Genomic DNA, 25,343 nt, shown 5'->3' with positions numbered 1-25,343 from the left:
CTAAACCGAAGAGAAGCAAAGTTACTCATCTCCAGATAACTCTGACACTATTTGGAGTAATCCACTGATCTTGCTCCTTGAAAAAACTTTTTTCACCACCAATAACAAACATTTCATCAAAACGTCGTCTTAACCTGTGAAGTTTTTTTGATTCTTTTTCTAATAGATATGACAACTCAATATTTCTATTCACACGTTGATGAGATGCAAGTCCTAAATTCACGAGACTAGTTGAAAATACAATCAATAATCCTGATTTCAAAATCAATGCCAAATAACTATAGAAAAGCTCCCGCCTAACTTCTTCTTTTTGGAATTCAGCAACTTGAGTAAAGGCATCAATTTTTTCTATGCCAGAAGGATTTCTCTTTCTGATTTTTTTTGAACGCTTTATTCTGTATGACTCGTCAATTCGTTGAGGTTGTCCCAAAATTAAATACAAACAGCCCAATTATTTTCATAGTAACTTAATTAATAAGGGAATCAATTCTTTAATTTCTTGCCATGTATTTATAAATTCAAAAAAAAATAAATTCATGAGTATAAAAACTAATATTTTAGAGCTTCCAATAAATCTCTTTGTTACATACTTTTGCTCGTAGTTCAATTAGAAAGATTTAACTATCCTTAAAATAAAAGTTGATGATTTCTTAATAGATCCCTAAAAATTTTGCCGACAATTAACGAACAATAAGAATGAGCCTCCCAGAAAAAGTCCTTTATTTAAATCCTCTTGAATTAAGTGGGCCAGAACAAATGGCAATTGATCTCTTCTTGTTAGAAAAATCATTTACTGACAAAAATTTTAATATGGCAATTCGCTTTTATACGTGGAATGGAGACTGGTTATCGGTTGGAAAGAATCAAAAAGTTTTGCCAAAAACTTGGATAAATCTTTCAAAAAATGAAAACTTAAAAATAGTAAGAAGGCCTAGTGGAGGAAAATCTGTTCTTCATAGTAAAGGGCTCACTTACGCCATTGTATGGAAATATCCACCAAGAAATAAAAAAGAATCATATTTAAAGACTGCCCAATGGTTAAAAGATGGTTTTAAAAAAATTGGAGTGGATTTAACTTTTGGTAATCAACCTATAAATCTCTCCAATAACAATTGTTTCGCGACTTCAACATTAGCTGACTTAGTAGATAAAGAAAAAAATAAATATATTGGTAGCGCACAATATTGGAAAAAGGGTCACCTGCTTCAACATGGAGAGATATTAATTGAACCATCAAAAAGATTATGGAAAAAAGTTTTCAATGCTGATCCACCCAAAATAAAAAATGAATTGAAAGAGAAAGATAGAATTATATTTTATTTAAAAGAATCATTAATTAAAACATGGCCTAGCTTAAAATGGTCTGATTACAAATTAGATAAAAAAGATAAAGAATTAATAGATAAATTAGCCAGAGATAATTTCAAAGAAATAAATCATTTTTGATCTTCTTCTACATAACTTGATTCCATAGTTTTTGCAATGCTTGATAAATTCAAGCCCAGTGGATATATATTCTCTTTTCTTGCAACTTTAATTAATTGATCTGGAAGATTTAATCCTATTTTTTTGAGTACTGCCTTTCCAATATCAACCCTATCCAAAGTACCTAAAGGAAGTCCTGCTACTGAGAGAACAAGGAGTCTTGCATCTTTTGTGTTTTCAATTTTTATTATGGCCTTATATAGTGATTCTTTTTCTCCAACTGAAGGCAAATCATCTATAGGCAATGAAAAATCATAAAGAAACTTCTTATCCCAGTTTTGTATAGAGATATTCTTCAAGATTTTTTCAGTTACATAACCTACCCATCTACCATCTCTGCACAAAAGAAACCATTCTTCACTGAAACCACCTTTATTCAAGGAATTATATTTAGACAAAACTTTTATAGGTAAATCATCCTCGAGAACTCTATATGATCTGCTGCAAACCTGACCAACCTTAAACATAGATAATATATTTTGGATCTTAATAAGTTGACTCTGAGATTTTGAGGAGGAAAAGATAAATAAACCAATAATTAAAAAGCAAAAAGAGATATAAAGATTACCTCTAAGTAAAATTAGAAATCCAATAAAAATAGAAAGAATAGAAATGAATCTTGCAGACGCAATAGCAACTTTTATTCCTGCTTTTTTACTCCCTGTAAAATGCCATATTAAAGATTTCAATATTACGCCACCATCAAGAGGGATTATTGGAAGTAAGTTAAATAATCCTATTAAAAGATTCAGGCTGCCAACCTGCTTAAATAAATTAGAAATAATTAAACTTGATTCAAATAAAGTATTACTTAATAAAATCATTGAGAAAGCTAATAAAAGACTAACAATTGGTCCTGAAATAGCAATTTTCAAACTTCCTTTTGAAGTCGTACATTCCTTTTCAAGATTTGCCATACCTCCAAGAAAAAAAAGTGTGATTTCTCTAACTTTTAAACCTTCCCCAATTGCAACAAAAGAATGAGCCAATTCATGTAATAAAACAGACAAAAATAAAAGTAATGAAGTGAACGCACCAATTAACCATCCATTCCAATTAGATGCTTGACCATCCAGCAGTGTCTCAAATTGATCTCTGGCTGACAAAGTAAAATATAAGAAGACAAAAAACCAACTAGGATGAATCCTCAAAGGAATGCCCCTAATTTTCATAACTTCCCAACTACCCACGCCAAAGGCCTCCGAGCTCTCAAAAAAATCTATTTAAATTAATCCTAATAAAAGTTCTGGTAATGATCAGAAAATCAACTTCTAAAAAATCAACAGCAATAAAAATTTGTGGGATAACAAAGACTTCACAAGCAAGAATTATCTCTCAATTCAAAATAAATGCGCTTGGAGTTATTGGAGTTAAAAATTCACCTCGTTTTGTACCAGAAGAAGAATGTATAAAAATTTTTAAAGAAGTAGAAAAAGTTTCTACAAGTATTCAGAGAGTATTAGTTATAGCAAATGAGAAATTTGAATCCATTAAATCTATATCAAATAGATTAAACCCACCCTCTGTATTACAACTTCATGGAGATGAGTCAGTTGATTATTGCCGTGAATTGAAGAAAGAATTTCCAACCATTAAGTTGTGGAAAGCGTTCAGATTGAAATCTCTTAATGATTTAGAAAACATAAGTCAATATGATAAAAATATTGACGCCATCCTATTAGATGCCTGGGATGACAAATGCCTAGGTGGAACAGGTAATAGAATTCCAATAGAATTATTAATTGATAAAAGTTTTAAAAGTCCCTGGATCTTAGCTGGTGGAATATCTGCTGAAATAATTCCTGAAATTTTTTCTAAACTGAAACCCGATGGGATTGATGCTTCTAGTCGTCTAGAAATATCTCCAGGCATAAAAGATATTAAAAAAGTTAGATCTCTTGTTCAAGTAATTAGAGAAAATAATTAGTTAGAGAAAGTAATTCTATTTATTAAAAATCAGAATACTCCTCCAGAAGGCATCAGAGTTAAATCTTCTATAATTTGATTACTTGGTTGATTAGCAATATGTAGAAGTTCATATGCAACTTGATCAACGGTAAGCATCGAATCTTTGTCAAATTGCATCTCAACGGTATCTGTGTCCCAAAGAGATGAATTCACTGATCCAAGAGTAAGTGTGCATGCTCGAATGCAATGTTTACGTTCTTCTTCTGCTAAGCATTTAGTAAAACTTGCTAAGGCTGCTTTAGAAACACAGTAGGCTCCCCATTGAGAGAAAGCATTTCGAGAGGCATGACTACTTACGTTTATAATCAATCCTCCTTTGTTTCTCATCAAAGGAACCACCTCAGAACAAATCTGAAAGATACTAGTGAGATTTAATTGCATTATCCATTCCCATTTCTCAATTGGCATTGATAGAAGGTCACCGGTCCAAGCAACCCCTGCATTATTAATTACAACCGAAGGGACCAAGCCATTTTTCAATAACTCATTGATCCCTTTAGAAATATCTTTTGAATTACTTAGATCAATACATTTGTAGTAAGACTTGATTTTTTTATTGTCAACTTCATTAACAAGACTTACCAGATCTTCTTCTGATCTAGATATCAATAGTAAATCCCATCCATCATTAGCGAAAGCTTTAGCCGTTGCTCTTCCAATTCCTCTAGAAGCACCGGTGATTAATACTGTTGGCAAGACAAGTTAGAAGCAAACATTAAAACTTTAAACTGTAACTTCACTCTCAAGAGATTGAGATTCCAAATATTTTCCTATTTGTCTAAATTTGGAATATCTATTATTCCTTAATTCGTCAGAGGATAAAGCCAATAATTCAGACAAATGCTTTTCAAGGGCATTTTTCAAGGTATCTCCGGCCTGAAGAGGTGCCCAATTATTCCCTCCAGAAGGCTCTTTTAAGACCTCATCGACAATCCCTAGCTTCAAAAGATCAGGTCCAGTAATTTTCAGGGAAGATGCTGCTTCGGGCGCCTTACCAGCATCCCTCCATAAAATCGAGGCACAAGCTTCAGGACTTGCAACTGTATAAACACTATGCTCAAACATAAGCAACCTGTCTGCTACACCTATTCCCAAAGCACCTCCAGAGCCACCTTCCCCAATTACAGTTGCAATTATCGGTACTTTCAATCTAAACATTTCACGCAAATTCACAGCAATTGCCTCACCCTGGCCTTGTTCTTCTGCTAGGAGCCCTGCATAAGCCCCAGGAGTATCAATAAAAGATATTATCGGCAAATTAAATCGATCTGCATGATCCATTAGCCTCAAAGCTTTTCTATATCCTCCTGGCTTAGCCATTCCAAAGTTACGAGCGACATTCTCTTTTGTATCCCTACCTTTTTGTTGACCGATAATAAGGACAGATTTTTCTCCAATTCGTGCTAACCCCCCTACGAGCGCCTGGTCATCAGTGCCGTTTCTATCTCCATGTAACTCTACCCAGTCATCACAAAACATTTGAATGTAATCAAGCGTGCTAGGCCTTTGAGGATGTCTAGCTACTTGAATCTTTTGAGCCGGTGTAAGTGCATTAAATATTTCTTCTCTCCTTCTTGCAGCCAGTGTCTCTAATTGCAGGAGTTGTTGACTTACATCAACCTCTGAATCTCTTGCTAATTCTCTAATTTGATCAATCTGCTTTTCCAGCTCTACAAGAGGCTTTTCAAACTCGAGGAGAAAACGTCTAGCCATGAAAAAAAAAAATCAAATAATCAGACGGTTAATGTCTGAATATTTGATTTCAAGCCAACTGCGGAAAATCCATGTCTTTCAGATGCCTTACCTATAAAATCCATCTTTTCAAGAGTGATATTGTTCCTTCCCCAACTGAAATTTGTATGACATTCCTCAAATTCAAGAAGCATTGCTTCAGCAAAACAAGCAAACATTTCTCTTTTAGGATTTTCCATCTCTGCCAATTCCATCATGCTCCAGCCAATATCCTTGAAAAATTGAACTATTCCTCCCTTTAAAATATGAATGCCAGAACCAGAGAACTTCTCCCCTAAATTTTTAGGGTATCCACCATCAATCATCAAGCAAGGTCGTTTAATTTTAGTTGGATCAATTTCTAAAGTTTTGGGCATACTTGCAACCCAAATTACAATATCTGCCTCGGGTAAAGCTTCGTCAAGAGTAAGAATTCTCCCTCCTCCAAGTTGAGATTGAAGTTCAACTAGTGGCTTTTGCTGTCTAGCTACTAATAAAAGTTCTGAAACACCAGTTCGATTAGATAACCAGCGACATACCGCACTACCGATATCACCAGTTGCACCAACAACAGCTACTTTAGATTTACTCAAATCAATTCCGATTCGAGGTGCATTTTGCTCTAGCTGTCTACAAATAACCCAAGCTGTATGCGTGTTACCAGTGGTAAATCTTTGCCAATCAAGAGTTGTATTTCTAACTTGTTGATTCTGAAGCAAATTAAAATTCTCAAAAATTATTGATGTAAATCCTCCAAGAGCGGTGATGCTGATCCCTTTTTTTTGAGCTAACTCCATTGCATTTAGAACTTTTCTTCTAGCAGTCTTGAAGCGGCTGAGCATCTCAGGAACAAAGCATGAGTCTATATAAGCCCCTTCTATTGTCTTTCCTATGGCACTTACAACCTTTACGTGCTCGACCAACTGAGGTGGAGCAGTACACCAAACATCCAAATCCCCTTCAGCGATATGGTCATACCCCAAGCCCAATGCCTTGCGCTTGGCATCTTCAAAGCTTGTTGAATGTCCAATTAGCCCAAACATTTGGTACCGAGCAAGATCAAAATTGAAACTAACTATTTATTCAAGATTGAAGGTTAGACCACCAAGGTGACAAAAAAAAGAATTCCTCAAGAAGTTTAAATTCTTGAGGAATTGATAAAAGGAGAAATATGTAAAATTAAAATCTTAAATTACTGCTGCAAGAGCCATTCTTGCAATTTCTCTATTGTCTAGACCTATTTCAAGAAGAGAGTCCTGATAAGCAATCATAAATTCTTCCATTAACTCTTCCTTATCCATATGAAGAACTTCAGCATCATTAGAAACTTCATCAAGCATTGATTTAATTAATGGCAAGTTTTCTTTATTAGCCTTCATAAGATCTTTTTTCACGGAGTCAAGATTGGCCTTCAACCATTCCTGACCATAATTCAAATGCAAGTATTCATCTTGAACAACACCTTCAGTAATTCTTTTAGCAAAAGGATCAGCCACACGAATGTAAACGTGATAAGCAGATATAGCAAAAGATTCAATCAAAATGCACTGAATTAGAAGGCAAGTAGTTGTATTTCCAGCTTTAAAAGCTTCTATAAAATTATTGTGGAGTTTTGAAAAAAATGTTTTTGCAAAGGGCATATCAGGCTTAACAGCAAGATTCCTGCCACAAGCACAAAAACCATTCATATGCTTTTTCTCCATCTTCCCAAGCCTTATAAGCTCTTCAGCGTGCTCTGGGATCATCTTAGCTAGATCAAGAAAATTGGAATACGCTTCTTGCTCACCTTCAATTACAACTGCATTAATTCTGCTGTATGCATCTTTGTAAGATTCAGAAGTGAAATCTGGAAGAGAGTCAGAGCTTAACTCTTTATTTTCTACTGTTAAATTGTCGGATGCAAGAGCTTGCATAGATCTATTAGAAATTTATCAATCTGAGTGATCTTACAGAAATAAATACAAAATGGTAGTTCAGTTACCACATCTTAACTGCTAGAAACAGGTTTTTCTGACATATTTGGTGGCCAATCACTATCCAAAAGGCTTGTAAATAGGGACTTCCAGTGATCTATTAGTGCATTTTCCAAAGCGGCACCCAATTTGGCATTTGAAGAACTTGCATCCCCAATAACCCCAGAAGAGCTCAATTCTTCTGTAAGCCATGCACATGGAGACGCACCCTCAAGGCTCCAACCTTTTGGAGTTGCAACAATCTCACCATTAGAAATTTCTTTTTCTAAGTAAGAATCATTGCGAACTAAATCTCCAGCCATGTGCAACATAAGACTTGTCTCTGCCAATGCAGCATGAAGACCTTCCTCAACCTCTTTATCAGGCAAAAGATCATCTAAGCCAGGGACTCCACTCCAAATAAAACAAGGCAGTACTGCTAAAGAAGGACATTGAATTCTTAATTGCCTGGAAACAGCTTGAAGCAATCCTATTTGTCCTCCATGAGCATTAAAAAAGACTAATCTTTTGAATCCCATAGAAGCTATCTGCTTACCAACATCACTAACAAGTGAAAGCAAAACATTTGCCGATAAAGATAAAGTTCCAGGAAAAGCCTGATGCTCAGGAGAGAAACCAATTGATTGAGATGGCATCATCCATATCGGCATTTCTCTTGGCAATCCTTCTAGGGTCTTTATTAAAATATTCTCTGCAAAAAAAGTATCAGTAATTAAAGGTAAATGTGGTCCATGCTGTTCACATGCTCCAAAGGGCCAAACCAATGTAGATCCTTTCTCTGAAGCGGCTTTTGAAGCTTCAGGCCAGGTCAAATGTTCAAATCGACGATTTTGAAAAATGATAGAAATCTCCTATTAATTCAAAAACAACTTACCCTTGACTGTAAGAATGATTCACTTATTACCAAGGGATATTATGGCCGGGTCAGATCCTCAGCCTAAAAAAGCTACTCCCCCAAGGCCGGCAAACAATACACCTCGCAAGCCATTGCAGGTTATGCATATTAGTCGGAAGACTGATGAACAGATCATTAGTGAAAATCCATCTGAGAAAGATTTCTCTGAACAAACTAAAGATAAAAGGTTAGTTGACAAAGTTCCAGTCGAAAAAAACATTTCTCGTCTAAAAAAAGCTCCTGAGTCGAAAAAAGTACTCGAGGAAAGTCCTAGCGAAAGTTTTCCAGCTATGACGATGGAAGATTTACTAAGATCAGAAGAAAGTAATTCTAAAATCAAAAAAGTTAACTCTTTTGATGAACAAAAGGCTTTTGAAAAACAAGAAAGAAAAGTTGATGAATTTGATTTTGACGAAGATGAGTTTTTAGCAGCATTAGAAGAAAATCAACCGATAGGTACTACAGGTGAAATTGCTAAAGGGTCAGTTATTGCAATTGAAAGTGATGGTATTTATGTCGACATAGGGGGAAAAGCTCCTGGCTTCATGCCTAAAAATGAATGTGGTTTAGGTGTAATTACAAATTTAAAAGAGCGTTTCCCAAAAGGTTTAGAAGTAGAAGTCCTTGTTACTAGGGAACAAAATGCAGATGGAATGGTAACAATCAGTTGCAGGGCTTTAGAGTTAAGAAAAAGCTGGGACAAAGTTCAAAATCTTGCAAAAGAAGGGAAAGTAATTCGAGTTAAAATTAATGGTTTTAACCGAGGAGGAGTTACGTGTGATTTCGAAGGATTAAGAGGTTTTATTCCCAGATCTCAACTTGAAGATGGAGAGAATCATCAATCGCTTGTTTCAAAAACAATTAATGCAGCTTTTTTAGAGGTAAATCCAGAGAGAAGAAAACTTGTTCTTTCAGAAAAGAAAGCCGCAATTGCATCAAGATTTTCTGAGTTAGAAATTGGACAACTTATCGAAGGTGAAATTTTAACAATTAAACCTTATGGTTTCTTTGTAGATTTAAAAGGCGTCAGCGGATTATTACATCATTCAATGGTTACGAATGGAAGCATGAGGAGTCTTAGAGAAGTTTTTCAAACTGGTGAATCCATTAAAGCTTTGATAACTGATTTAGATCCCTCGCGTGGACGTATTGGATTAAATACGGCAATTTTAGAAGGTCCTCCAGGAGAACTTATTACTGATAAATCAAAAGTAATGGAGGAAGCAGAGGAGAGAGCAATTAAAGCTCGAAATAGTCTTAACAAAGAAAAAGTTGAACCACAAAAAGAAGAAAAAAATATCAATTTACCTTCATAACTAAAATAATGATTATAAGTGTACCCAAGGAATCTAATTTAAAAAAAACAGACTGGGAAATTGACTTTTATTCCAGACCAATATTAGATGAAAATGGAAAAAAAAGATGGGAATTGCTTATAACAAGTACAAATGATTTCAAAGATAAGAAAACATTTAAATGGGAAAAAATATGTCCCGCATCAAGTGTTAATTCAATTTGGTTAAAAGAAGCCTTAGAAGAAGCTATTAATGAAGCCAATTCTCAAGGATGGGAAACACCTTCTGTATTACGTTGTTGGCGATCATCTATGAAAACAATGATAAAACGTGCAGCAGATCAAGTTGGCATTGAACTTATATCGAGTAAAAGAACATATACCTTGTTGGAGTGGCTTATTGATAGAGAAAGAAATTTTTATCCTCAACAAAAAGGATACATAGGTGTTAACCTCGCACCTCCATCGGACCCAATCAAAAATCAAGCAATACCATTACCTGAGGAAGTAAGAGGAGACTCTTGGAGCTTTGCTTCACTCTCAATTAACACACTTAGAGAGGCTGATGAATGGGAAATAGAGTTTTCAAATTTAATTCCCATAAAAGAATCAATTAAAGAGAATATTTCTATTCCTGGTATTAGACTTTTTAGTTCAAACAGGTCCTTGGCTCTCGCAGCATGGCTTGGGGGACTTGAACCAGTAAAACTATTAATTGAAGGAACACAAATAATTCTAGAAGCTGGGCAAGCTGATAGGTGGCTCGTCACGGATGTCGAAGAAGAAGCAAAAAAGGCTATTGAAAATAATTTTTCAAGTTCGAAGCTAGATGCTGATGGACTTCAATTTATTTCAGTCCAAAAAAGTTCCGAACAAAACTCGCTTGACGGTTTTTGGATGCTACGAGATATTGGATAATTATTATTATATTTTTCCAAGATAAAACTTAATTTGACCTTATCTAAGAAGTATAAAATTAATGAAATTAATAAATTACAATAATACAAAATATTTTCAATCTAGTCTATTAAAAGAACATGGTTTTATAAATGCTTTTTTTACAAAAAGACATAAAAAGAACAAACCAGGCGAATTGCAAAATGAACTAAACTTAGTCTCAAATATTAACTATTTAAAGCAAGTGCATAGTAATAAAATTCTTCAAGTAAATAACACATTAGATTTAGAATCTAATTTTGCTGATTGTCTAATAACCAAAAAAAAATTTCAAAGTTTATGGGTATATACAGCAGATTGCATACCAATACTAATTGCAGATAAAAAGACAAGGCAAATTGCTGCTTGCCATTCTGGGTTAAAAGGTATTAAAAAACATATTATCTCAAAATTATTAAAAATTTTTACGGCTTTAGGGGCGAAGAAAAGCAATCTAATTATTGCCCTTGGACCATCTATTAAAGGAGATAATTATCAAGTTATGACTAAAGATGTTGAGGATTTAATTATTGAGCTAACAGGGAAAGGATATATGGAGAGTTATTTATATAAAATCGAAGGGCCTAAAGAAGAAGAATTAAATTTATATAGAAAAGACCCTAATCCTGATAGGTTATTAATCGATATACAAGCTGCTGCTATATTACAACTATATAACGAAGGTATAAAACAATCTCAAATCGATCTGAACAGACTTTGCACTTACTCAAATCCAAAACTATTTAATTCATATAGAAGAAATAATACAAAGCTAAGGCAATGGAGTTGTATATATTCATAGAAATAATTATAAATGTATTACCTTAATTAAATTTAGCATTTATTTGTCGCAAGTCCTTCATTTATAAATTCCTCAGCTATATCAATATTACTCTTAAATGGAATAACTTTTGCTATTAACACCCCATCTTCTGACCCTTTAGGTTTTAGGTTTACTTTTGTATGTCTAGGTAATTGTTTTCTCAACCAAATAATCGATCTTTCCTCTAAATCAGGACTAACCTCCGTACAAGCTATTTTCACAGTGTAAGTTCGATTATGATCTCCGATTAGCAAAACAGAAGAACTACTTACTTGCAAAATTTCGGCAGCATAGACCTTAGATAAAAAACAAAAAAAAGATATTAATAACACAACAATTTTCATAAGAAACTTATTCATTAGCTAAATCTAATTTTTCATTCTCTATTTATATCAGGTATTCCAACCATTTGAGCATTACTTTTTCCTGGTGGCACCATTGGATAACAATTCTCACCCTTCCTCACATTTACGTTAACGAGAACAGGTCCTTCACTTGCTAAGGCTCTCTGCAGTTGAGGTATTAACTGATCCCTTTCAGAGATTACAACGCCCTCAATTCCAAAAGCCTGAGATAATGAAATAAAATCAGGCTCCCCAACTGACATGTTAGAAGCAGAATATCTTTCATCATAGAAACTTTCTTGCCATTGTCTAACCATGCCTTGCCAATGATTATTGATAATAATTATTTTTAAATTCAACTTGTACTGGGCAATAGTTCCGAGTTCTTGAATATTCATTAAAATACTTGCATCTCCAGCGATACAGATAACTTGCTCTTCAGGTAAAGCAACTTTTACTCCCATTGCAGCGGGCATTCCATAACCCATTGTTCCAAGCCCGGCGCTGCTAATCCATTGCCTTGGTCCATTCAACAAATATTGAGCAGCCCACATTTGATGTTGCCCAACATCTGTAGTAATAAAAGCATCTTGTGCTAAATCTCTCAATGCAATTAATACTTCCTGTGGATAAATCTCTCCTTCTTTAGGCGGTTTAATCAAAGGAAAATCATTCTTCCATTTTTTAATTTTGTTCAACCAGTTAGAAGTTTTTGGATTAATTTTCCTTTGATTACTAAGATTTAATAATTTCACAAGACTAATACCAACGTCACCAAGGACGGAAACTTCAACGATTCTATTTTTATTTATTTCAGCTGGATCAATCTCAAAATGAATTACTTTTGCTCTTGGTGCAAAAGTATCCAATTTACCTGTAACTCTGTCATCAAATCTTGCTCCAATTGCAATCAACAAATCACATTCAGTTACAGCAAAGTTTGCATAAGCTGTTCCATGCATTCCAAGCATCCCAACTGATAGAGGTTCACGTTCATCAAACGCTCCTTTACCCATCAAAGTTGTTGTTACGGGGATTTGATATTTATTAGCGATCGCAGCAAGTGTTTCATGTGCTCCAGATGAGATAACACCTCCTCCTACGTAAAGAAGTGGTTGCTCAGCATTTTCAATTAAATCTAAAGCTTCACTTATTGCTTTATGTTCTGGAGCAAATGGAAGTTCAAAGCCTGCAGGCTTTATTGAACCTGGCTCAACAGGTCGATATTCAAACAACTCTTGTCCAACATCCTTTGGTATATCAATCAAAACAGGACCTGGTCTACCTGAGGAGGCGATGAGAAAGGCTTGAGCAACAACTTTTGCAATTTCAGAAGGATCTCTAACAACCCATGAATGCTTAACAATGGGGAGTGTTATCCCAAAAATATCCGTTTCTTGAAAAGCATCAGTACCGATAGCTGGTCTTGGGACTTGTCCTGTTATGACAACTAAAGGAACAGAATCCATTTGCGCCGTAGCTATCCCTGTGACTAAATTTGTAGCACCAGGTCCAGATGTACCAAAACAAACACCTACTTTTCCGGTGGATCTTGCGAAACCATCTGCAGCATGAGTCCCCCCCTGCTCATGTCGAACAAGAATATGTCTTAACCAGCCCTCCTGCTCTGCTTTAAAAACTGCATCATATATTGGAAGGATTGCACCACCTGGATAGCCAAAAATAGTATCAACTCCGTGTCTACGAAGAGAATCCATCAGTGCATCAGCTCCTGACATCTCGTATTGAGTTATTTTGCCTGAATCTCCTATATCATTAGGCGCAGAAGTCAGGGTCACGGCAGAACAAAATCTCAGTTAACAATAAATCTTAGTATGCATAACTTCAATTAATCTAAGTTAAGCAAAAATTAATTAAATTCTCTTTGTTTAAGAACTATTCAGACTAGTAGTTAATTAATACTTAAAGTTATTTTAATTCTTCACAACAAGCCTATTTGATGTAAAGGTCCATCACCAATTATTAATTCCAACAAAAAGCAAAGAAAAACAATCATTGCTACTCTTCCATTCCATACTTCAGAGCTGTTGTTCCATCCCCACTGCCATTTCTCTTGAGGATAAAGTTTTACTCTTTCTGGCAATTTTGATGCTTCCTCTAAACTAATTCCTTCGCCGCTTAAGCAAGAAGAAACCAGATCAGCTAATCCTTCAATAAACAACGGGTAAGTATCAAGTGCTGGGACTCTTTTAAAATTAACAATGCCATTTTTATTAGCAATTTCTTTGTACTCAATATCAATCTCTTGGAGTGTTTCAATATGTTCACTTACAAAACTAATTGGGACAACAACAAGTTCCTTGACACCTGATTTTCCTAGCTTTTCTAAAATGTCTTCAGTATATGGTTTTAGCCATTCTTCTGGCCCTACTCTACTTTGATAAGCAAGTGAGAAAGAGTTACTAAATCCAAGTGAAGTTTCAAGCTGGTCAATAATCAAAAGTGAACAGTTTTGTATTTGATCTTGATAAGGATCACCAGCTTCTTCTACATAACTTTTGGGCACTCCATGGGCAGTAAAAAAAACGTGGGCCTCTTCGGGTAAATCACAAGCTTGGATTTGTCCCTTTATTAATTCTGCCATTGAAGATACATAAGCTGGATGATCAAACCAGCTCCGAATACAACGAATAGATAATTTTTCAAATTCAGAATCACTATCTCTCAACCTTTTGAGCTCTCGAAAACTAGATCCACTTGTACTTATTGAAAAATGGGGATAAAGAGGTAACACAACAACCTCGCTTACACCATCAGCCTTTATATCCGCTACAGCTGACTCAGTAAATGGGTGCCAATATCTCATGGCGACATATGTTGTTGCGTCTATTCCTAGGTTTCTAAGATAACTTTGGAGTTCTCTTGCTTGCTGCTCTGTGATACGGCGCAAAGGAGATCCACCTCCAATTGACCTATAAGCTTCTTGCGATTTGCTACTTCGTAATAAACTAATAAGCCAAGCCAAAGGTTTCTGAAAAGCACGAACTGGTAAACGAATTATCTCTGGATCAGAAAATAGATTATATAAAAATGGTCCAACGTCCTTAATCCTCTCAGGACCTCCGAGATTTAGTAAGAGGACACCAACCCGAGCCATTTTAGAAAAAACTCCTTATAAAAGGTTATAAAAACCCTTATCAAGGTAAGGCTAGCTAAATTTACAGGATGATGGACGCGAATCAAAAGTTACTAGATATCAATCAGGATCTTGAATCAAAGGGAATCACTCTAAAAATTGAAAAAAGAGGTAAAGTTTTAAATATTCGTGGTTCATTGCCTGATAAGAAATCTCCAAATCTTTCAAAAGTTCAAAGAGTAAGTCTTAAACTCCCATTCGACATTAACGGTTTAGAAGAAGCTAAAAAAGCAATAGAATTAATTGATTTTCAACTCAAAAAAAATCAATTTAGCTGGTCTCATTGGATAAAAGAAAAAACTATCTCTTCAACAAAAAGTAACAATCAAAACATAGTCAATGAAATAGAAAGCTTTAAAAAAAAATTTTTTTCTGATACATCTAAAAGCAAATCACCCGCAGGCATGATCAGCACTTGGCAGTCTGCTTACAAACCATATATGAACAGAATAATTGGAGTAAGTAATCAATCCAACCTTAAATTAGGCGAGGGACTTCTGATGAAAATCCTTTTAAGTTACAAGGAAAATTCTCGTAGTAGGCAACAATGTGGCATCGCTTTAAGCGCTTTAGCAAGACATCTCAATTTAGAACTACCTGAGAATTGGAAACAACTTCAAAGCGGGTATGGAATTCACGAATCTAATTTCAGAGAATTGCCTAGTGACGATGAAATCATTAATAGCTTTCATTTAATCCCAAATCCAAAATGGAGGTTTGTTTTTGGATTAATGGCTACCTATGGGCTAAGAAATCATGAAGTATTCTTTAGTGATTTATCTTGCTTAAAAAAAGATGCAGATAAAATACTTAGAGTTTTCCCTAATACAAAAACAGGAGAACATCAAGTTTGGCCATTTCACCCTGAATGGGTTAGTTTATTTGAGTTGGATAATATAACTAATACATCAGATTTACTCCCTAATATTAAAACAGATTTAAAAGATACCACTCTTCAACATATCGGAAGGAGGGTATCTGAACAATTTAGAAGATATAAAATTTCTTTTACTCCCTATGATTTAAGGCATGCATGGGCAGTTAGAACAATTTTAATAGGTCTTCCTAATACAGTAGCTGCGAAAATGATGGGTCACTCAGTTTCGATCCATACAAAAACTTATCATCATTGGATAACAAAAAGAGATCAGCAACTTGCTGTTGACAGTGCTTTATCTAGAGTCAAATATTAACAAAGTGAATAATTAATATTTATAGATATCATATTCTTTTATTATTATTTTTATTAACTTTTAAAATTTAACCTAAGGATATGAATCAAAAGGTTCCCAGTCAAAATTCAAGACTTAATAACCTAGATAAGAATGCAGAAGAAATAGGAATGGGTGGTAATTTAATACCAGAAATTAGCGAAGAAAAGTATCGTAAAAGAATGGAAAAAAGGAAGGAAGTTCAAACACAAAGATTAAAAGAAAGACAAAAAGAAAAAGGTCTTATAATAATTAATACTGGCCAAGGGAAAGGTAAAACAACAGCAGCTTTGGGTATGGGGATACGAACTCTTGGTCATAACCATAAAGTTGCGATAATTCAATTTATTAAAGGCGGCTGGGAGCCTGGAGAGTCATTGGCATTCAAAAAATTCGGAGGAAATTTAAAGTTTCATGCATATGGAGAAGGGTTCACTTGGGAGACACAAGATAGAAATAAAGATATACGATTAGTTCAATCAAGTTGGATAAAAGCGTTCTCCTATATTAAAGATTCTAGCTATAAACTTGTAATACTTGATGAGATAATTATTGCTATAAAACTTGGATATATAGATGAAGAGGAAATTATAGAAGGTATAAAAATGCGACCTGAGCTTACTCATGTGGTCCTAACTGGAAGAGGCGCTTCAAAAAAATTAATCGATTCAGCTGATCTAGTGACTGAGATGAAATTAATCCATCATCCTTTTAGAGAGCAAGGGGTAAAGGCACAAGAAGGAATTGAGTACTAAATTTGAATCTTGAAAATATTTCCATCTCAAGGGATCCAATACAGATATCAAGACGTTCTCTCAGAACTTGCTACTGTCAATTGGATATTGATTTTTAATGACATACTCTAGAGCACTTATAAAACTCAGTGGTGAAGCTCTTATGGGAGAAAAACCTTATGGGATTGATCCTGAAATTGTTCAATCTATAGCCAAAGATGTTTCAAAAGTAGCAGAAAATGGTACGCAAATAGCGATAGTAGTTGGGGGTGGGAATATTTTCAGAGGGTTAAAAGGATCAGCCGCTGGAATGGATAGAGCTACTGCTGACTATGTAGGAATGCTTGCTACTGTCATGAATGCAATTACACTTCAGGATGGACTAGAAAGAGCAGGGGTACCTACGAGAGTCCAATCTGCTATTGACATGCAACAGATTGCAGAACCTTATATTAGAAGGAGAGCTATCAGACATCTTGAGAAAGGAAGGGTAGTTGTATTTGGAGGTGGATGCGGAAATCCTTTCTTTACTACTGATACAACTGCGGCCCTCAGAGCCGCTGAAATAAACGCTGAGGTTGTCTTCAAAGCAACGAAAGTTGATGGAGTTTATAATCGAGATCCAAAAAAATTCCCTGATGCCGTCAAGTATGAAAATCTCACCTTTCAAGATGTTTTAACTAACGAAATTGAAGTAATGGATAGTACTGCTATTGCTCTTTGCAAAGACAATAAAATACCCATAGTTGTTTTTAATATTTTCCAGCCAGGAAATATCGCTAAGGCTATTTCAGGTGAGCCAATTGGATCAAGAATATCTAATTCAAGTTAACACCATAATTTTGAACCTTTTTAATAATCAATTTCCCCATAACTTAAATCAAAATGTCAAACAAAGAGCTTAAACACACAATGGGTAAATCTGTAGAAGCTGCTCAAAGAAACTTTAATACCATAAGGACTGGAAGGGCTAATACATCATTATTAGACAGAATAACAGTCGAATACTATGGGGCCGAAACACCACTAAAGTCTCTTGCGACCATCTCAACACCTGACTCCCAAACAATTGCAATCCAACCATTCGATTTAGGTTCACTGGCCACAATTGAAAAAGCTATAGCGACAAGTGATCTAGGTTTCACTCCCAATAATGATGGAAAAATAATCCGTATAAATGTTCCACCTCTAACTGAAGAAAGAAGAAAAGAATTTTGTAAACTTGCTTCCAAGTATGCAGAAGAAGGAAAAGTTGCCCTTAGAAATATACGTCGTGATGCAATAGAAAAAGTAAAAAAATCAGAAAAAGACGGTGACCTTTCTGAAGATCAAAGCAGAGATGAACAAGAAACAATTCAAAAAGAGACTGATCACTTTATTAATGATATTGAAAAAAAACTTGCAGAAAAAGAAGCTGAGATATTAAAAGTTTGACAATTATTGATGTTGCCATTATTGGAGGGGGTGCATCTGGATGTACAACAGCATTTCATCTAGCCTATAAAGGTAAAAGCGTATGTATTCTTGAAAAAAACAATTCCTCTGCTGAAAGGACCTGCGGGGGGGGGATGTCTGCTGCAGTACAAAAATGGTTTCCTTTTAACCTTATGTCAATTGTTGAGGAAGTAATAACAAATGTAGAATTTAGTTGGTGCAATACTGACAAGGTTGTTGCTGAGCTCTCTGGCGATTCTCCTTTTTGGATTCTCAAACGAGAAAATCTCGATTCGTTTTTATTAGGTCAAGCACTAAATTCTGGCTGTAATATATTAACTACTTTTATCGTCGTTAAAATAATAAAAAAGAATTCTAATATTTGGCAAATAACAGCTCTTGATGGGAGACAAATAGAGGCCAAGGCAGTTGTTATTGCTGATGGATCCCAATCACAGTGGCCAAAAACTTTTAATTTAGGTCCAAAGAATCTGAAATTTGCTTCCACTTTCTCAGGAAGAATTAAAAGAAAGGGAAAATTAAGAAGTGAAACTGCCAGATTCGAATTTGGTCTCGTAAAAAATGGATTCGCATGGGCCTTTCCATTAAAGGATGAAATAAATATTGGAATAGGAACTTTTCTAGATAGTAAAAATTCAATTCCCATTGATAAAATCCTAAAATCTTTTCTTCCTGATCTAGGACTTGAGCCCTGTGATGTAACTGGTCAAGAGAAAAAATTGAGAATATGGAATGGCCACAATAATTTAAGCGGAGACGGAATTCTTCTTGTTGGTGATGCTGCATCATTATGTGATCCTTTTTTAGCAGAGGGATTAAGACCGGCCTTGATGAGCGGATATGAAGCCGCAAACTGTCTTGTTAATTGGTTAGATGGAGAAATTAATAATTTAGATAATTACACTAATAATATGAAAAAGAACTGGGGCAATTCGATGGCTTGGGGAAAAAGAATTTCTCAAGTTTTTTATCGTTTTCCTAAAGTCGGTTATCAGTTAGGAGTTAAAAGACCCACTGCACCAGAAAGAATTGCTCAAATTCTTTCTGGTGAGATGAGCTACGAAGACATTGCAAAAAGAGTAATTAACAGATTAATCTTTCAAAAGTCAAGGTCATAAAGCAAGGGCAATTCCTTCTTCAATTAACTCAATTCTTTCATTCAATTGATTCTCTAATTTCTCAATTGCTTGACTAAAACCTTTTATTCCTTCGGTAAGTTTTTCGGTCGCCATTTTATCTCCAGCCATCATAAGTTCAAAAGATGTTTGATCTAGATGAATCTTCTCATCAATTACTAAAGGGTTTTGTGCATTTAGCTTAATAGGCAAGTCAGAATAAGTTTCATTAAGTTGCTGAAGCAACTTAGGAGAAATCGTTAGGAGATCACATCCAGCAAGCTCTGTGATTTCTTCAATATTCCTGAAACTTGCCCCCATAACTTCTGTTTTATAACCATTTGACTTAAAGTAATTAAATATTTTAGTAACCGAAATTACACCAGGATCTTCAATTCCTGGATAAAAATCTTTTCCTGTAGCTTTTTTATACCAGTCTAAAATTCTACCAACAAAAGGAGATATTAAAGTCACACCAGCATCAGCACATGCAACAGCTTGATAAAAATTAAACAATAAAGTTAGATTGCAATGAATATTTTCTTTCTCTAATACTTCAGCGGCCTTAATACCTTCCCAAGTAGAAGCTATTTTAATTAAAACACGATCATTAGAAATACCTGCTTGATTATATTTAGCAATTATTTTTCTAGCTTTCAAAATAGTGGCCTCAGTATCAAAACTCAGTCTTGCATCAACTTCTGTTGAGACACGACCAGGAATTAATTTCAAAATCTCTTTCCCAAAGACAACACATAATTCATCCAAAGCTTCTTTAACTACATCGCTATTTGAGGCTTCGGTCCCCAACATTTCTCTAGAATTAGTCAGGGCTTTATCAATCAAATTTTGATAGGCAGGTATCTGTGCGGCCGCCAAAATCAAAGAAGGGTTTGTGGTGGCATCTCTGGGGTGAAATTTTTTAATCGCCTCAAGGTCACCAGTATCAGCAACTACTACAGTCATTGAAGATAACTTCTCAAGAAGGGATTGCATAATTAAAAACGTCTTTCATGAGTAATAGACTAGCTATATTTTTTATGGATTTCACCCTCTATTGAGTTTTCAAGCAAAACTTAGCCATCTCTTAGCTTTTTTTTGCCAAATTCTCAATTCTCCCAGTACTTGGAGGTATTTGTTCAATAACAAGCAAAGTCTCAATGATTTTTTTGGCCACAGGAACTGCTACGGTTGAACCATAAGCAAATGGTTTTTGAGGTTCGTCAACTACCACCAAAACAACAAATCTAGGGTCATCAATAGGAAGACTTGCAACAAAGCTACAAATTTTTGAATCATAGTTTTTACCATCCTGCGATTTTTGCGCCGTACCTGTTTTTCCCCCAATTCGATAACCGGGAACAGTTGCTTCTATACCGCTTCCTTTCTCAACAACTGTTTCCATCCATCCAAGAACCGTCTTAGTGGCTTCTGGTGTTAACACCTGTTTAGATTCTGGAAGGCGAGTAGAAAAGGATTGGTAATCACCTTTCAACCCTTTAGTGATATGAGGAGTAACAAGTTTTCCTCCGTTAGCTATCAATGCGTGTAATTGCGCAAGCTTAAGAGGGGTAATCGAAAAGCCCTGCCCAAATGAAGCAACTGCAGGTTCAATCGGTTGATTGACAAATATCTGCTTAGATTTTATGTGTCCAGCAACTGCACCAGGCAAATCAGTCTCTGGCATCTCGTCGATACCTAGTTGTTTTAATCTTTGCCAATAACTAGTTGGATTTAATTTTCTCATAATCTTTACCATGCCTACATTACTTGAGACTTGTAATACCTCAGCAAAGTTCAATATTCCATTGGGATTACGATCCCAATTAGAGAGTGGCCAACCTCCAACAGTAACTAGACCATCATCATTTATTTCTCCATTTGGGTTTATGACGCCCTCTTCCAATGCGAGTGCTAAGTTGATAGGTTTAAAAGTAGAACCAGGTTCAAATAATTCCTGAACTGACCACTCTTTAAAAAGAGATGGTGAATATTCCCAGTATTTATTAGGATCATAACTTGGAGCAGAAGCTAATGCTAACAATTCTCCACTATCAATATTCATAACTATTACTACACCTTTTTTTGCATTCCACTCCTTTACTTGCTTTGAAATTTCTTTAACGGCTACCTCTTGAAGTCTTACATCTAAAGTTAGTTGCAAATTCAATTGGTCTTCATCAAATACACCACGCTTAATCCCAATAGGCAAAGGTGTTCCATCAGCACCTTTGCTAAGTACACTTGTTTTTTCTAAACGTCTCAGTTTTCTATCTAAACTCAACTCTAATCCAGCCTGAGGTCTTCTATCTAAATCTAAAAAACCAACTACATTTGCAAAAAGTGATCCATGAGGATAAAGTCTTTGTGGATAAGCCTCTAAATCAATACCACTAATTCCAAGTTTCTTAATTTCATTAGCTTTTTCTTGAGTTAACCCATCGGCAAGCTTTACCCCAGAAGAATAATTCCCAAAATCCTTTAAAATATCATCTACGCTTTTAGATAGTGGTAAAGAAAGAAGTTTTGCCACCTCTACTGGCTTACGCACAGTTCCATATGAATCACCTGGAAAATTAAAATATCTAGGATGAGCCCAAAGCTTAAAACGTTTTTCATCTATTGCTACTAGTTTTCCATTTCGATCTAAAATAGATCGACGTGTACCAAGAGGGCTCTTCTTTTCAGTTTGAACTACTCGTGCTTTAGCTTTTAATTCTTCAGACTGCAATAATTGAATCCAACCTACTCTAAAAAAAAGGCCTCCAAGTCCAAGGCACAAGATAAAAAAGACAATTCTAAACCGATAACCAGATAGAGGCGAAAGAGTTTTCACCTTAAATCCCATTCTCTTATCTCTCGAATTAAAATTTGTCATGTGTATTATCAATAACCTGACTTAACAGGAAAGAAAGAAATTCTTTCTAAGAATCTTTTTTTGAATGTCTTTTTAGCTAAAGATTTTGGATTTAGTGGGTTTGGTCTCTCCAAATAAATAAGATCTTCAGCTTTAGTAGGAACTAAATATCTAGACAACTTTTGATTTTTCAATAGGTACCCCTCAAGAATTGAAGTTGATTCCAATATCCTTCGATTCAAGTCTCTAGTTTTCTCAAGCTTGGTATAAGATTTAGTCCAAAGATATTGAGAATGAAGAGCAACAGATGACATTATCGCTACTGTTATAAGTACACCTACCAATGCTCCATCTAGAACAATATGAAGAGCAGTATGAATTGGAAATTTCCTCTGTACATTTTTTGAAGAAAAAAAACTATTTGAAAAAACAATTGGCAACTTCTTTTTTTGAAATTGTCCTACTTTTTTTTCATATAGAGTATGACTAACCAATTCAAAATTCGAAAGTAGTTCAAGTCAAACACCTTGATCAAGCAACTGCAAGACCTGGAATGCTGATATTTTGTTTATTTAATATCAAGCTACCAACATCAAACTAGCAAAAGTTACTCCATTCCATAAAGAATGCATCAGAGCACAAGGGAACAGCCTTCCTGAACTCAATCTCATTAATCCAAGACCAACACCTAAAACAAATAAAGGAGGTAATTCTCCTACACTTAGATGAGCCAAAGCAAAGATCAGAGCACTGAATAAAACTCCGCTAATTTTGCCAACCTTGGATACTAATACAGGAAGAAGAACACCCCTGAAAACCAGCTCCTCAAATACTGGAGCCAAAACAACCGTTGTAATCAACAGAAAGAATAATGGGATAAATTCATCACTACTTAAAACAAGTTCCAACAAAGGGTTGCTACCACCTTGGTCCCCTATAACCTCATTCATTAGCCACCCAACAAGCAAAACCAAAGGCATAATCATTAGCCATCCAGCAAGTGCTTTAAGAATTCCTTCTTTGATAGGTTTGATTTTCCATTGCAACCATCCTCCTTCTGTTTTTGAAGAAACAATGCCCATTAATTGATATCTAATAATTAATAAAGGACCTATAGTCATTGAGCAGTATCCGATAAGTACTCTTAAAGAATCTTTTAGAGGAGAGGATAAATTATTAAATAATAAATCAGTTATTGGTATTACAAGTGCAGGAAAAACAACCTCGCCAATAACTACAAAACCACCGGAAATTAAAAGAACCATATCTATTAGTGATAAAGGAGGAGCGATAATTTCTGGCCATTGAGTATTTTTCTTTCTTAAAAAAACCAAAATATAATTAATCAATAATATTGTCCCTAGAAAAGAAGCAATAAATGGTAATAGCTGAGAAGTTAATAGCCTTAAAGCAACTCTTGAATTATATCTTTTATTAATACATTTTGCCTCAGAGAATCCAAGCCTTAAGCAAGAGGTCTGATAAAGTAAAGGATCTAAATTTATCTCATTAGAATCAGGAAATTCATCTAATTCTTTACCTTTATTTCTATCTAGTAAGTATTTCTTAACAGTCTCAAAGTTTTTATCCTTAAAGTCTTTCTTTAATATTAGTTTTTGCTCACTCTCAGACTCTTCAAGAACAGCTAGCAACAACCTCTGTCTATCATCAATTTGTTCAAAAGAAATATTTTTAAGAGTTTGATAAAGTTTTTTTTGAGGTTCTGAATCTAAAAATATATCTTTAATCGATTCAGGTACTGAGGAAGAAGCTGACACAGCCATTTCAGTTTGCATCAATGAAATCCTTGGTGCTACTGATGGACGATCAAAGCTTTCTTTCAAGCCTTGACGCCAAATAAGAACAGTTAAAAGCAATGAAAATAGAGCTATAGCCCATTTCCAACCAATTTTGGCTTGTCCCATAAGAATCAACTTGTAAAAACTGACATGGAGAAAGACTTCTATCTTTACTAAAAGAACATTAGATTGGCCCCATGGCTAATACCATAATTATCTAGAAGACACTTTATTTAATGACATTGCGTCTAATTTTTGTCCGTCATGGATTGAGTAGTTTTAATAAGGAAGGTCGTATTCAAGGAAGAAACGACCTTTCAACATTGACTAAAGAGGGACAATCGCAAGCAGAAGCAGCCGGAAAAATAATCTCTTCTATTCCAATAGATGCGGTTTACAGCTCTCCTTTACAAAGAGCTTCAGAAACTACAAAAATTATTATCAAACAACATCAAAGTAAACTTCAAGCAACTTACACGAATGATCTTTTAGAAGTTGACCTGGGTCCCTGGAGTGGGTTAACAAAAAATGAACTAAAGAATCTTCACCCTGATAAGTTTGCAATATGGGAAAAAGAACCAAAAGAACTAACTATAAATAGAGAAGACGGTTCTAAATTTCAGCCAATTAAAGAACTTTTAACCCAAGCAGAAAATTTTCTCAAGTCAATATTTAAGTCTTTTTGTGATTCTAATAAAACAATTTTAATTGTTGCCCATAATGCAATTCTTAGATGCTTAATACTCAAATTAATTAATGAGCCGTCAAAAGGATTCAGAAGAATTAAATTAGACAACACCTCGATCTCAATTTGTAATATTGACTTTAATAATTGGGAAGATAGGCAAGTTCAAATTCAATGTCTCAATAATATCGCCCATTTAAAACCTAGTCTTCCAAAAAATAATAGTAAAAAAAGAATTATTTTAGTGAGACATGGTGAAACAAATTGGAATAAGCAAGGGAGGTTCCAAGGACAAATTGACATTCCTTTGAATCAGAATGGAAAAGAACAAGCCAATGCTGCAAGAGAATTTATGAAACATATTTCTATTCAAAAAGCTTTTAGTAGTCCTCTCTCAAGGCCAAGAGAAACAGCAGAGATAATTCTAAAAGAACATCCAGGAATTGAAATCTCTCTAAAAGATAACCTTAAAGAAATTGGTCACGGCAAATGGGAAGGAAAACTAGAGTCTGAGATTAAGTCCGACTGGCCAGATCTTCTTGAAACATGGAAAATCTCTCCTGAAGAAGTCCAAATGCCTGAAGGAGAAAATATAAATCAAGTCTCCACAAGATCCATTACTGGTTGGGTAGAAATATGTAAAGATCTTAAAGACAATGAAACTGCATTGGTTGTTGCTCACGATGCAGTAAACAAAACCATTCTTTGCCATCTCTTGGGTTTAACGCCATCTGAAATTTGGATGATCAAACAAGGAAATGGTGGAATTACAGTTATTGATATCTCCGAGAAAGAAGGGCAACCAGATCAAATAGCTTGCCTAAATGTTACTTCTCACTTAGGGGGGATTATCGACACAACAGCTATTGGAGCGCTTTAAT

At 35.0% G+C, this 25,343-nt stretch carries 25 protein-coding genes; 11 read left to right on the top strand and 14 right to left on the bottom strand.

All coding sequences use genetic code 11. The features are described from left to right. Nucleotides 1-25: 25 nt before the first annotated feature. Nucleotides 26-430, bottom strand: a complete 405-nt coding sequence (locus DNJ73_RS02930) for a hypothetical protein (protein WP_158466220.1) — start codon at nt 428-430, stop codon at nt 26-28. Between the two features lie 266 nt (nt 431-696). Here DNJ73_RS02930 and DNJ73_RS02925 point away from each other — a divergent pair, with 266 nt between their 5' ends. After that, nucleotides 697-1,446: a lipoate--protein ligase family protein gene (locus tag DNJ73_RS02925; protein ID WP_158466219.1), complete on the top strand. Its 750-nt coding sequence runs from the start codon at nt 697-699 to the stop codon at nt 1,444-1,446. On the opposite strand, the gene DNJ73_RS02920 is transcribed toward DNJ73_RS02925, so the two are convergent. Next, nucleotides 1,437-2,657: a site-2 protease family protein gene (locus DNJ73_RS02920; RefSeq protein ID WP_158466218.1), complete on the bottom strand. Its 1,221-nt coding sequence runs from the start codon at nt 2,655-2,657 to the stop codon at nt 1,437-1,439. The two genes, DNJ73_RS02925 and DNJ73_RS02920, sit on opposite strands and share 10 nt — an antisense overlap. An 80-nt stretch (nt 2,658-2,737) precedes the next feature. On the opposite strand from DNJ73_RS02920, the gene DNJ73_RS02915 reads away from it, so the two are divergent. Further along, nucleotides 2,738-3,412 (top strand): phosphoribosylanthranilate isomerase, encoded by a 675-nt coding sequence (locus DNJ73_RS02915; protein WP_158466217.1) that lies wholly within the window; start codon nt 2,738-2,740, stop codon nt 3,410-3,412. A 29-nt stretch (nt 3,413-3,441) separates the two neighbouring features. Here DNJ73_RS02915 and DNJ73_RS02910 read toward each other — a convergent pair whose 3' ends face one another. The 5 genes from DNJ73_RS02910 to DNJ73_RS02890 all read right to left on the bottom strand — a co-directional run bounded on the left by DNJ73_RS02910 (nt 3,442) and on the right by DNJ73_RS02890 (nt 7,969). After that, complete coding sequence (locus DNJ73_RS02910) at nt 3,442-4,149, bottom strand: SDR family oxidoreductase (RefSeq protein ID WP_158466216.1); 708 nt, start codon at nt 4,147-4,149, stop codon at nt 3,442-3,444. A gap of 27 nt (nt 4,150-4,176) precedes the next feature. Continuing rightward, a complete protein-coding gene (locus DNJ73_RS02905; RefSeq protein ID WP_158466215.1) occupies nt 4,177-5,166 on the bottom strand; it encodes an acetyl-CoA carboxylase carboxyltransferase subunit alpha in 990 nt (329 codons plus the stop codon). A 20-nt stretch (nt 5,167-5,186) separates the two neighbouring features. After that, the gene (locus DNJ73_RS02900) at nt 5,187-6,227 is read right to left on the bottom strand and encodes a long-chain acyl-[acyl-carrier-protein] reductase (protein WP_158466214.1); all 1,041 of its coding nucleotides are present in this window, start codon (nt 6,225-6,227) and stop codon (nt 5,187-5,189) included. Nucleotides 6,228-6,371: 144 nt separating this feature from the next. After that, nucleotides 6,372-7,097 carry an aldehyde oxygenase (deformylating) gene (locus DNJ73_RS02895; RefSeq protein WP_158466213.1) on the bottom strand — a complete coding sequence of 242 codons (726 nt, stop codon included), beginning with the start codon at nt 7,095-7,097 and terminating at the stop codon, nt 6,372-6,374. A 74-nt stretch (nt 7,098-7,171) separates the two neighbouring features. Continuing rightward, nucleotides 7,172-7,969, bottom strand: a complete 798-nt coding sequence (locus DNJ73_RS02890; RefSeq protein ID WP_158466212.1) for a creatininase family protein — start codon at nt 7,967-7,969, stop codon at nt 7,172-7,174. A 103-nt stretch (nt 7,970-8,072) separates the two neighbouring features. Between DNJ73_RS02890 and DNJ73_RS02885 the strand changes: the two genes are divergently transcribed. The 3 genes from DNJ73_RS02885 to pgeF all read left to right on the top strand — a co-directional run bounded on the left by DNJ73_RS02885 (nt 8,073) and on the right by pgeF (nt 11,084). Then, the gene (locus tag DNJ73_RS02885) at nt 8,073-9,368 is read left to right on the top strand and encodes a S1 RNA-binding domain-containing protein (protein ID WP_158466211.1); all 1,296 of its coding nucleotides are present in this window, start codon (nt 8,073-8,075) and stop codon (nt 9,366-9,368) included. Nucleotides 9,369-9,376: 8 nt separating this feature from the next. Then, nucleotides 9,377-10,264: a Tab2/Atab2 family RNA-binding protein gene (locus DNJ73_RS02880; protein ID WP_158466210.1), complete on the top strand. Its 888-nt coding sequence runs from the start codon at nt 9,377-9,379 to the stop codon at nt 10,262-10,264. Nucleotides 10,265-10,325: 61 nt separating this feature from the next. Continuing rightward, a complete protein-coding gene (gene pgeF, locus DNJ73_RS02875) occupies nt 10,326-11,084 on the top strand; it encodes a peptidoglycan editing factor PgeF (protein WP_158466209.1) in 759 nt (252 codons plus the stop codon). 32 nt (nt 11,085-11,116) lie between these two features. Here the strand turns inward: pgeF and DNJ73_RS02870 are convergent, their stop codons facing one another. The 3 genes from DNJ73_RS02870 to hemH all read right to left on the bottom strand — a co-directional run bounded on the left by DNJ73_RS02870 (nt 11,117) and on the right by hemH (nt 14,567). Continuing rightward, on the bottom strand, nt 11,117-11,464 hold the full coding sequence (locus DNJ73_RS02870; RefSeq protein ID WP_158466207.1) for a nuclease: 348 nt from the start codon (nt 11,462-11,464) through the stop codon (nt 11,117-11,119). A gap of 17 nt (nt 11,465-11,481) precedes the next feature. Next, nucleotides 11,482-13,248 carry a biosynthetic-type acetolactate synthase large subunit gene (ilvB, locus tag DNJ73_RS02865; protein ID WP_158466205.1) on the bottom strand — a complete coding sequence of 589 codons (1,767 nt, stop codon included), beginning with the start codon at nt 13,246-13,248 and terminating at the stop codon, nt 11,482-11,484. Between the two features lie 143 nt (nt 13,249-13,391). Further along, the gene (gene hemH / locus DNJ73_RS02860) at nt 13,392-14,567 is read right to left on the bottom strand and encodes a ferrochelatase (protein ID WP_158466204.1); all 1,176 of its coding nucleotides are present in this window, start codon (nt 14,565-14,567) and stop codon (nt 13,392-13,394) included. A 71-nt stretch (nt 14,568-14,638) separates the two neighbouring features. On the opposite strand from hemH, the gene DNJ73_RS02855 reads away from it, so the two are divergent. The 5 genes from DNJ73_RS02855 (at nt 14,639) to DNJ73_RS02835 (ending at nt 19,124) form a co-directional block, all read left to right on the top strand. After that, a complete protein-coding gene (locus tag DNJ73_RS02855) occupies nt 14,639-15,799 on the top strand; it encodes a site-specific integrase (RefSeq protein ID WP_158466749.1) in 1,161 nt (386 codons plus the stop codon). 80 nt (nt 15,800-15,879) lie between these two features. Then, nucleotides 15,880-16,572, top strand: a complete 693-nt coding sequence (cobO, locus tag DNJ73_RS02850) for a cob(I)yrinic acid a,c-diamide adenosyltransferase (protein ID WP_158466203.1) — start codon at nt 15,880-15,882, stop codon at nt 16,570-16,572. A 97-nt stretch (nt 16,573-16,669) separates the two neighbouring features. Continuing rightward, entirely contained in the window at nt 16,670-17,383 is a 714-nt protein-coding gene (pyrH, locus tag DNJ73_RS02845; protein WP_158466202.1) for a UMP kinase, read from the top strand. 53 nt (nt 17,384-17,436) lie between these two features. Continuing rightward, nucleotides 17,437-17,985 carry a ribosome recycling factor gene (gene frr / locus DNJ73_RS02840; protein WP_158466201.1) on the top strand — a complete coding sequence of 183 codons (549 nt, stop codon included), beginning with the start codon at nt 17,437-17,439 and terminating at the stop codon, nt 17,983-17,985. Continuing rightward, a complete protein-coding gene (locus DNJ73_RS02835; protein WP_158466200.1) occupies nt 17,982-19,124 on the top strand; it encodes an NAD(P)/FAD-dependent oxidoreductase in 1,143 nt (380 codons plus the stop codon). The genes frr and DNJ73_RS02835 overlap by 4 nt, the downstream gene beginning before the upstream one ends. On the opposite strand, the gene DNJ73_RS02830 is transcribed toward DNJ73_RS02835, so the two are convergent. From DNJ73_RS02830 to DNJ73_RS02815, 4 genes are all read right to left on the bottom strand, one after another. Next, nucleotides 19,119-20,117 carry a transaldolase gene (locus DNJ73_RS02830; protein WP_158466199.1) on the bottom strand — a complete coding sequence of 333 codons (999 nt, stop codon included), beginning with the start codon at nt 20,115-20,117 and terminating at the stop codon, nt 19,119-19,121. The two genes, DNJ73_RS02835 and DNJ73_RS02830, sit on opposite strands and share 6 nt — an antisense overlap. A gap of 91 nt (nt 20,118-20,208) precedes the next feature. Then, the gene (locus DNJ73_RS02825) at nt 20,209-21,999 is read right to left on the bottom strand and encodes a peptidoglycan D,D-transpeptidase FtsI family protein (protein ID WP_158466198.1); all 1,791 of its coding nucleotides are present in this window, start codon (nt 21,997-21,999) and stop codon (nt 20,209-20,211) included. A gap of 8 nt (nt 22,000-22,007) precedes the next feature. Then, nucleotides 22,008-22,472, bottom strand: a complete 465-nt coding sequence (locus DNJ73_RS02820) for a hypothetical protein (protein ID WP_158466197.1) — start codon at nt 22,470-22,472, stop codon at nt 22,008-22,010. A gap of 84 nt (nt 22,473-22,556) precedes the next feature. Beyond that, a complete protein-coding gene (locus tag DNJ73_RS02815) occupies nt 22,557-23,903 on the bottom strand; it encodes a CPBP family intramembrane glutamic endopeptidase (protein ID WP_158466196.1) in 1,347 nt (448 codons plus the stop codon). Nucleotides 23,904-24,013: 110 nt separating this feature from the next. On the opposite strand from DNJ73_RS02815, the gene DNJ73_RS02810 reads away from it, so the two are divergent. Further along, nucleotides 24,014-25,342, top strand: a complete 1,329-nt coding sequence (locus DNJ73_RS02810; RefSeq protein ID WP_158466195.1) for a histidine phosphatase family protein — start codon at nt 24,014-24,016, stop codon at nt 25,340-25,342. Nucleotide 25,343 lies beyond the last annotated feature (1 nt).

The sequence above is a fragment of the Prochlorococcus marinus XMU1408 genome (genome assembly GCF_003208055.1).
Lineage (GTDB): Bacteria > Cyanobacteriota > Cyanobacteriia > PCC-6307 > Cyanobiaceae > Prochlorococcus_B > Prochlorococcus_B marinus_A.
This window is presented reverse-complemented; position numbering and strand designations above follow the sequence as displayed.

What these genes read in the sequence shown, in the direction of transcription:
- DNJ73_RS02905 (WP_158466215.1), bottom strand. Translation starts at nt 5,166, where the DNA reads ATGGCTAGACGTTTTCTCCTCGAGTTTGAAAAGCCTCTTGTAGAGCTG.
- DNJ73_RS02885 (WP_158466211.1), top strand. Translation starts at nt 8,073, where the DNA reads ATGGCCGGGTCAGATCCTCAGCCTAAAAAAGCTACTCCCCCAAGGCCG.
- DNJ73_RS02900 (WP_158466214.1), bottom strand. Translation starts at nt 6,227, where the DNA reads ATGTTTGGGCTAATTGGACATTCAACAAGCTTTGAAGATGCCAAGCGC.
- pyrH (WP_158466202.1), top strand. Translation starts at nt 16,670, where the DNA reads ATGACATACTCTAGAGCACTTATAAAACTCAGTGGTGAAGCTCTTATG.
- DNJ73_RS02915 (WP_158466217.1), top strand. Translation starts at nt 2,738, where the DNA reads ATGATCAGAAAATCAACTTCTAAAAAATCAACAGCAATAAAAATTTGT.
- hemH (WP_158466204.1), bottom strand. Translation starts at nt 14,567, where the DNA reads ATGGCTCGGGTTGGTGTCCTCTTACTAAATCTCGGAGGTCCTGAGAGG.
- DNJ73_RS02895 (WP_158466213.1), bottom strand. Translation starts at nt 7,097, where the DNA reads ATGCAAGCTCTTGCATCCGACAATTTAACAGTAGAAAATAAAGAGTTA.
- DNJ73_RS02920 (WP_158466218.1), bottom strand. Translation starts at nt 2,657, where the DNA reads ATGAAAATTAGGGGCATTCCTTTGAGGATTCATCCTAGTTGGTTTTTT.
- DNJ73_RS02855 (WP_158466749.1), top strand. Translation starts at nt 14,639, where the DNA reads ATGGACGCGAATCAAAAGTTACTAGATATCAATCAGGATCTTGAATCA.
- cobO (WP_158466203.1), top strand. Translation starts at nt 15,880, where the DNA reads ATGAATCAAAAGGTTCCCAGTCAAAATTCAAGACTTAATAACCTAGAT.
- DNJ73_RS02870 (WP_158466207.1), bottom strand. Translation starts at nt 11,464, where the DNA reads ATGAATAAGTTTCTTATGAAAATTGTTGTGTTATTAATATCTTTTTTT.
- DNJ73_RS02880 (WP_158466210.1), top strand. Translation starts at nt 9,377, where the DNA reads ATGATTATAAGTGTACCCAAGGAATCTAATTTAAAAAAAACAGACTGG.
- DNJ73_RS02815 (WP_158466196.1), bottom strand. Translation starts at nt 23,903, where the DNA reads ATGGGACAAGCCAAAATTGGTTGGAAATGGGCTATAGCTCTATTTTCA.
- DNJ73_RS02830 (WP_158466199.1), bottom strand. Translation starts at nt 20,117, where the DNA reads ATGCAATCCCTTCTTGAGAAGTTATCTTCAATGACTGTAGTAGTTGCT.
- DNJ73_RS02810 (WP_158466195.1), top strand. Translation starts at nt 24,014, where the DNA reads ATGACATTGCGTCTAATTTTTGTCCGTCATGGATTGAGTAGTTTTAAT.
- DNJ73_RS02925 (WP_158466219.1), top strand. Translation starts at nt 697, where the DNA reads ATGAGCCTCCCAGAAAAAGTCCTTTATTTAAATCCTCTTGAATTAAGT.
- frr (WP_158466201.1), top strand. Translation starts at nt 17,437, where the DNA reads ATGTCAAACAAAGAGCTTAAACACACAATGGGTAAATCTGTAGAAGCT.
- pgeF (WP_158466209.1), top strand. Translation starts at nt 10,326, where the DNA reads ATGAAATTAATAAATTACAATAATACAAAATATTTTCAATCTAGTCTA.
- DNJ73_RS02825 (WP_158466198.1), bottom strand. Translation starts at nt 21,999, where the DNA reads ATGACAAATTTTAATTCGAGAGATAAGAGAATGGGATTTAAGGTGAAA.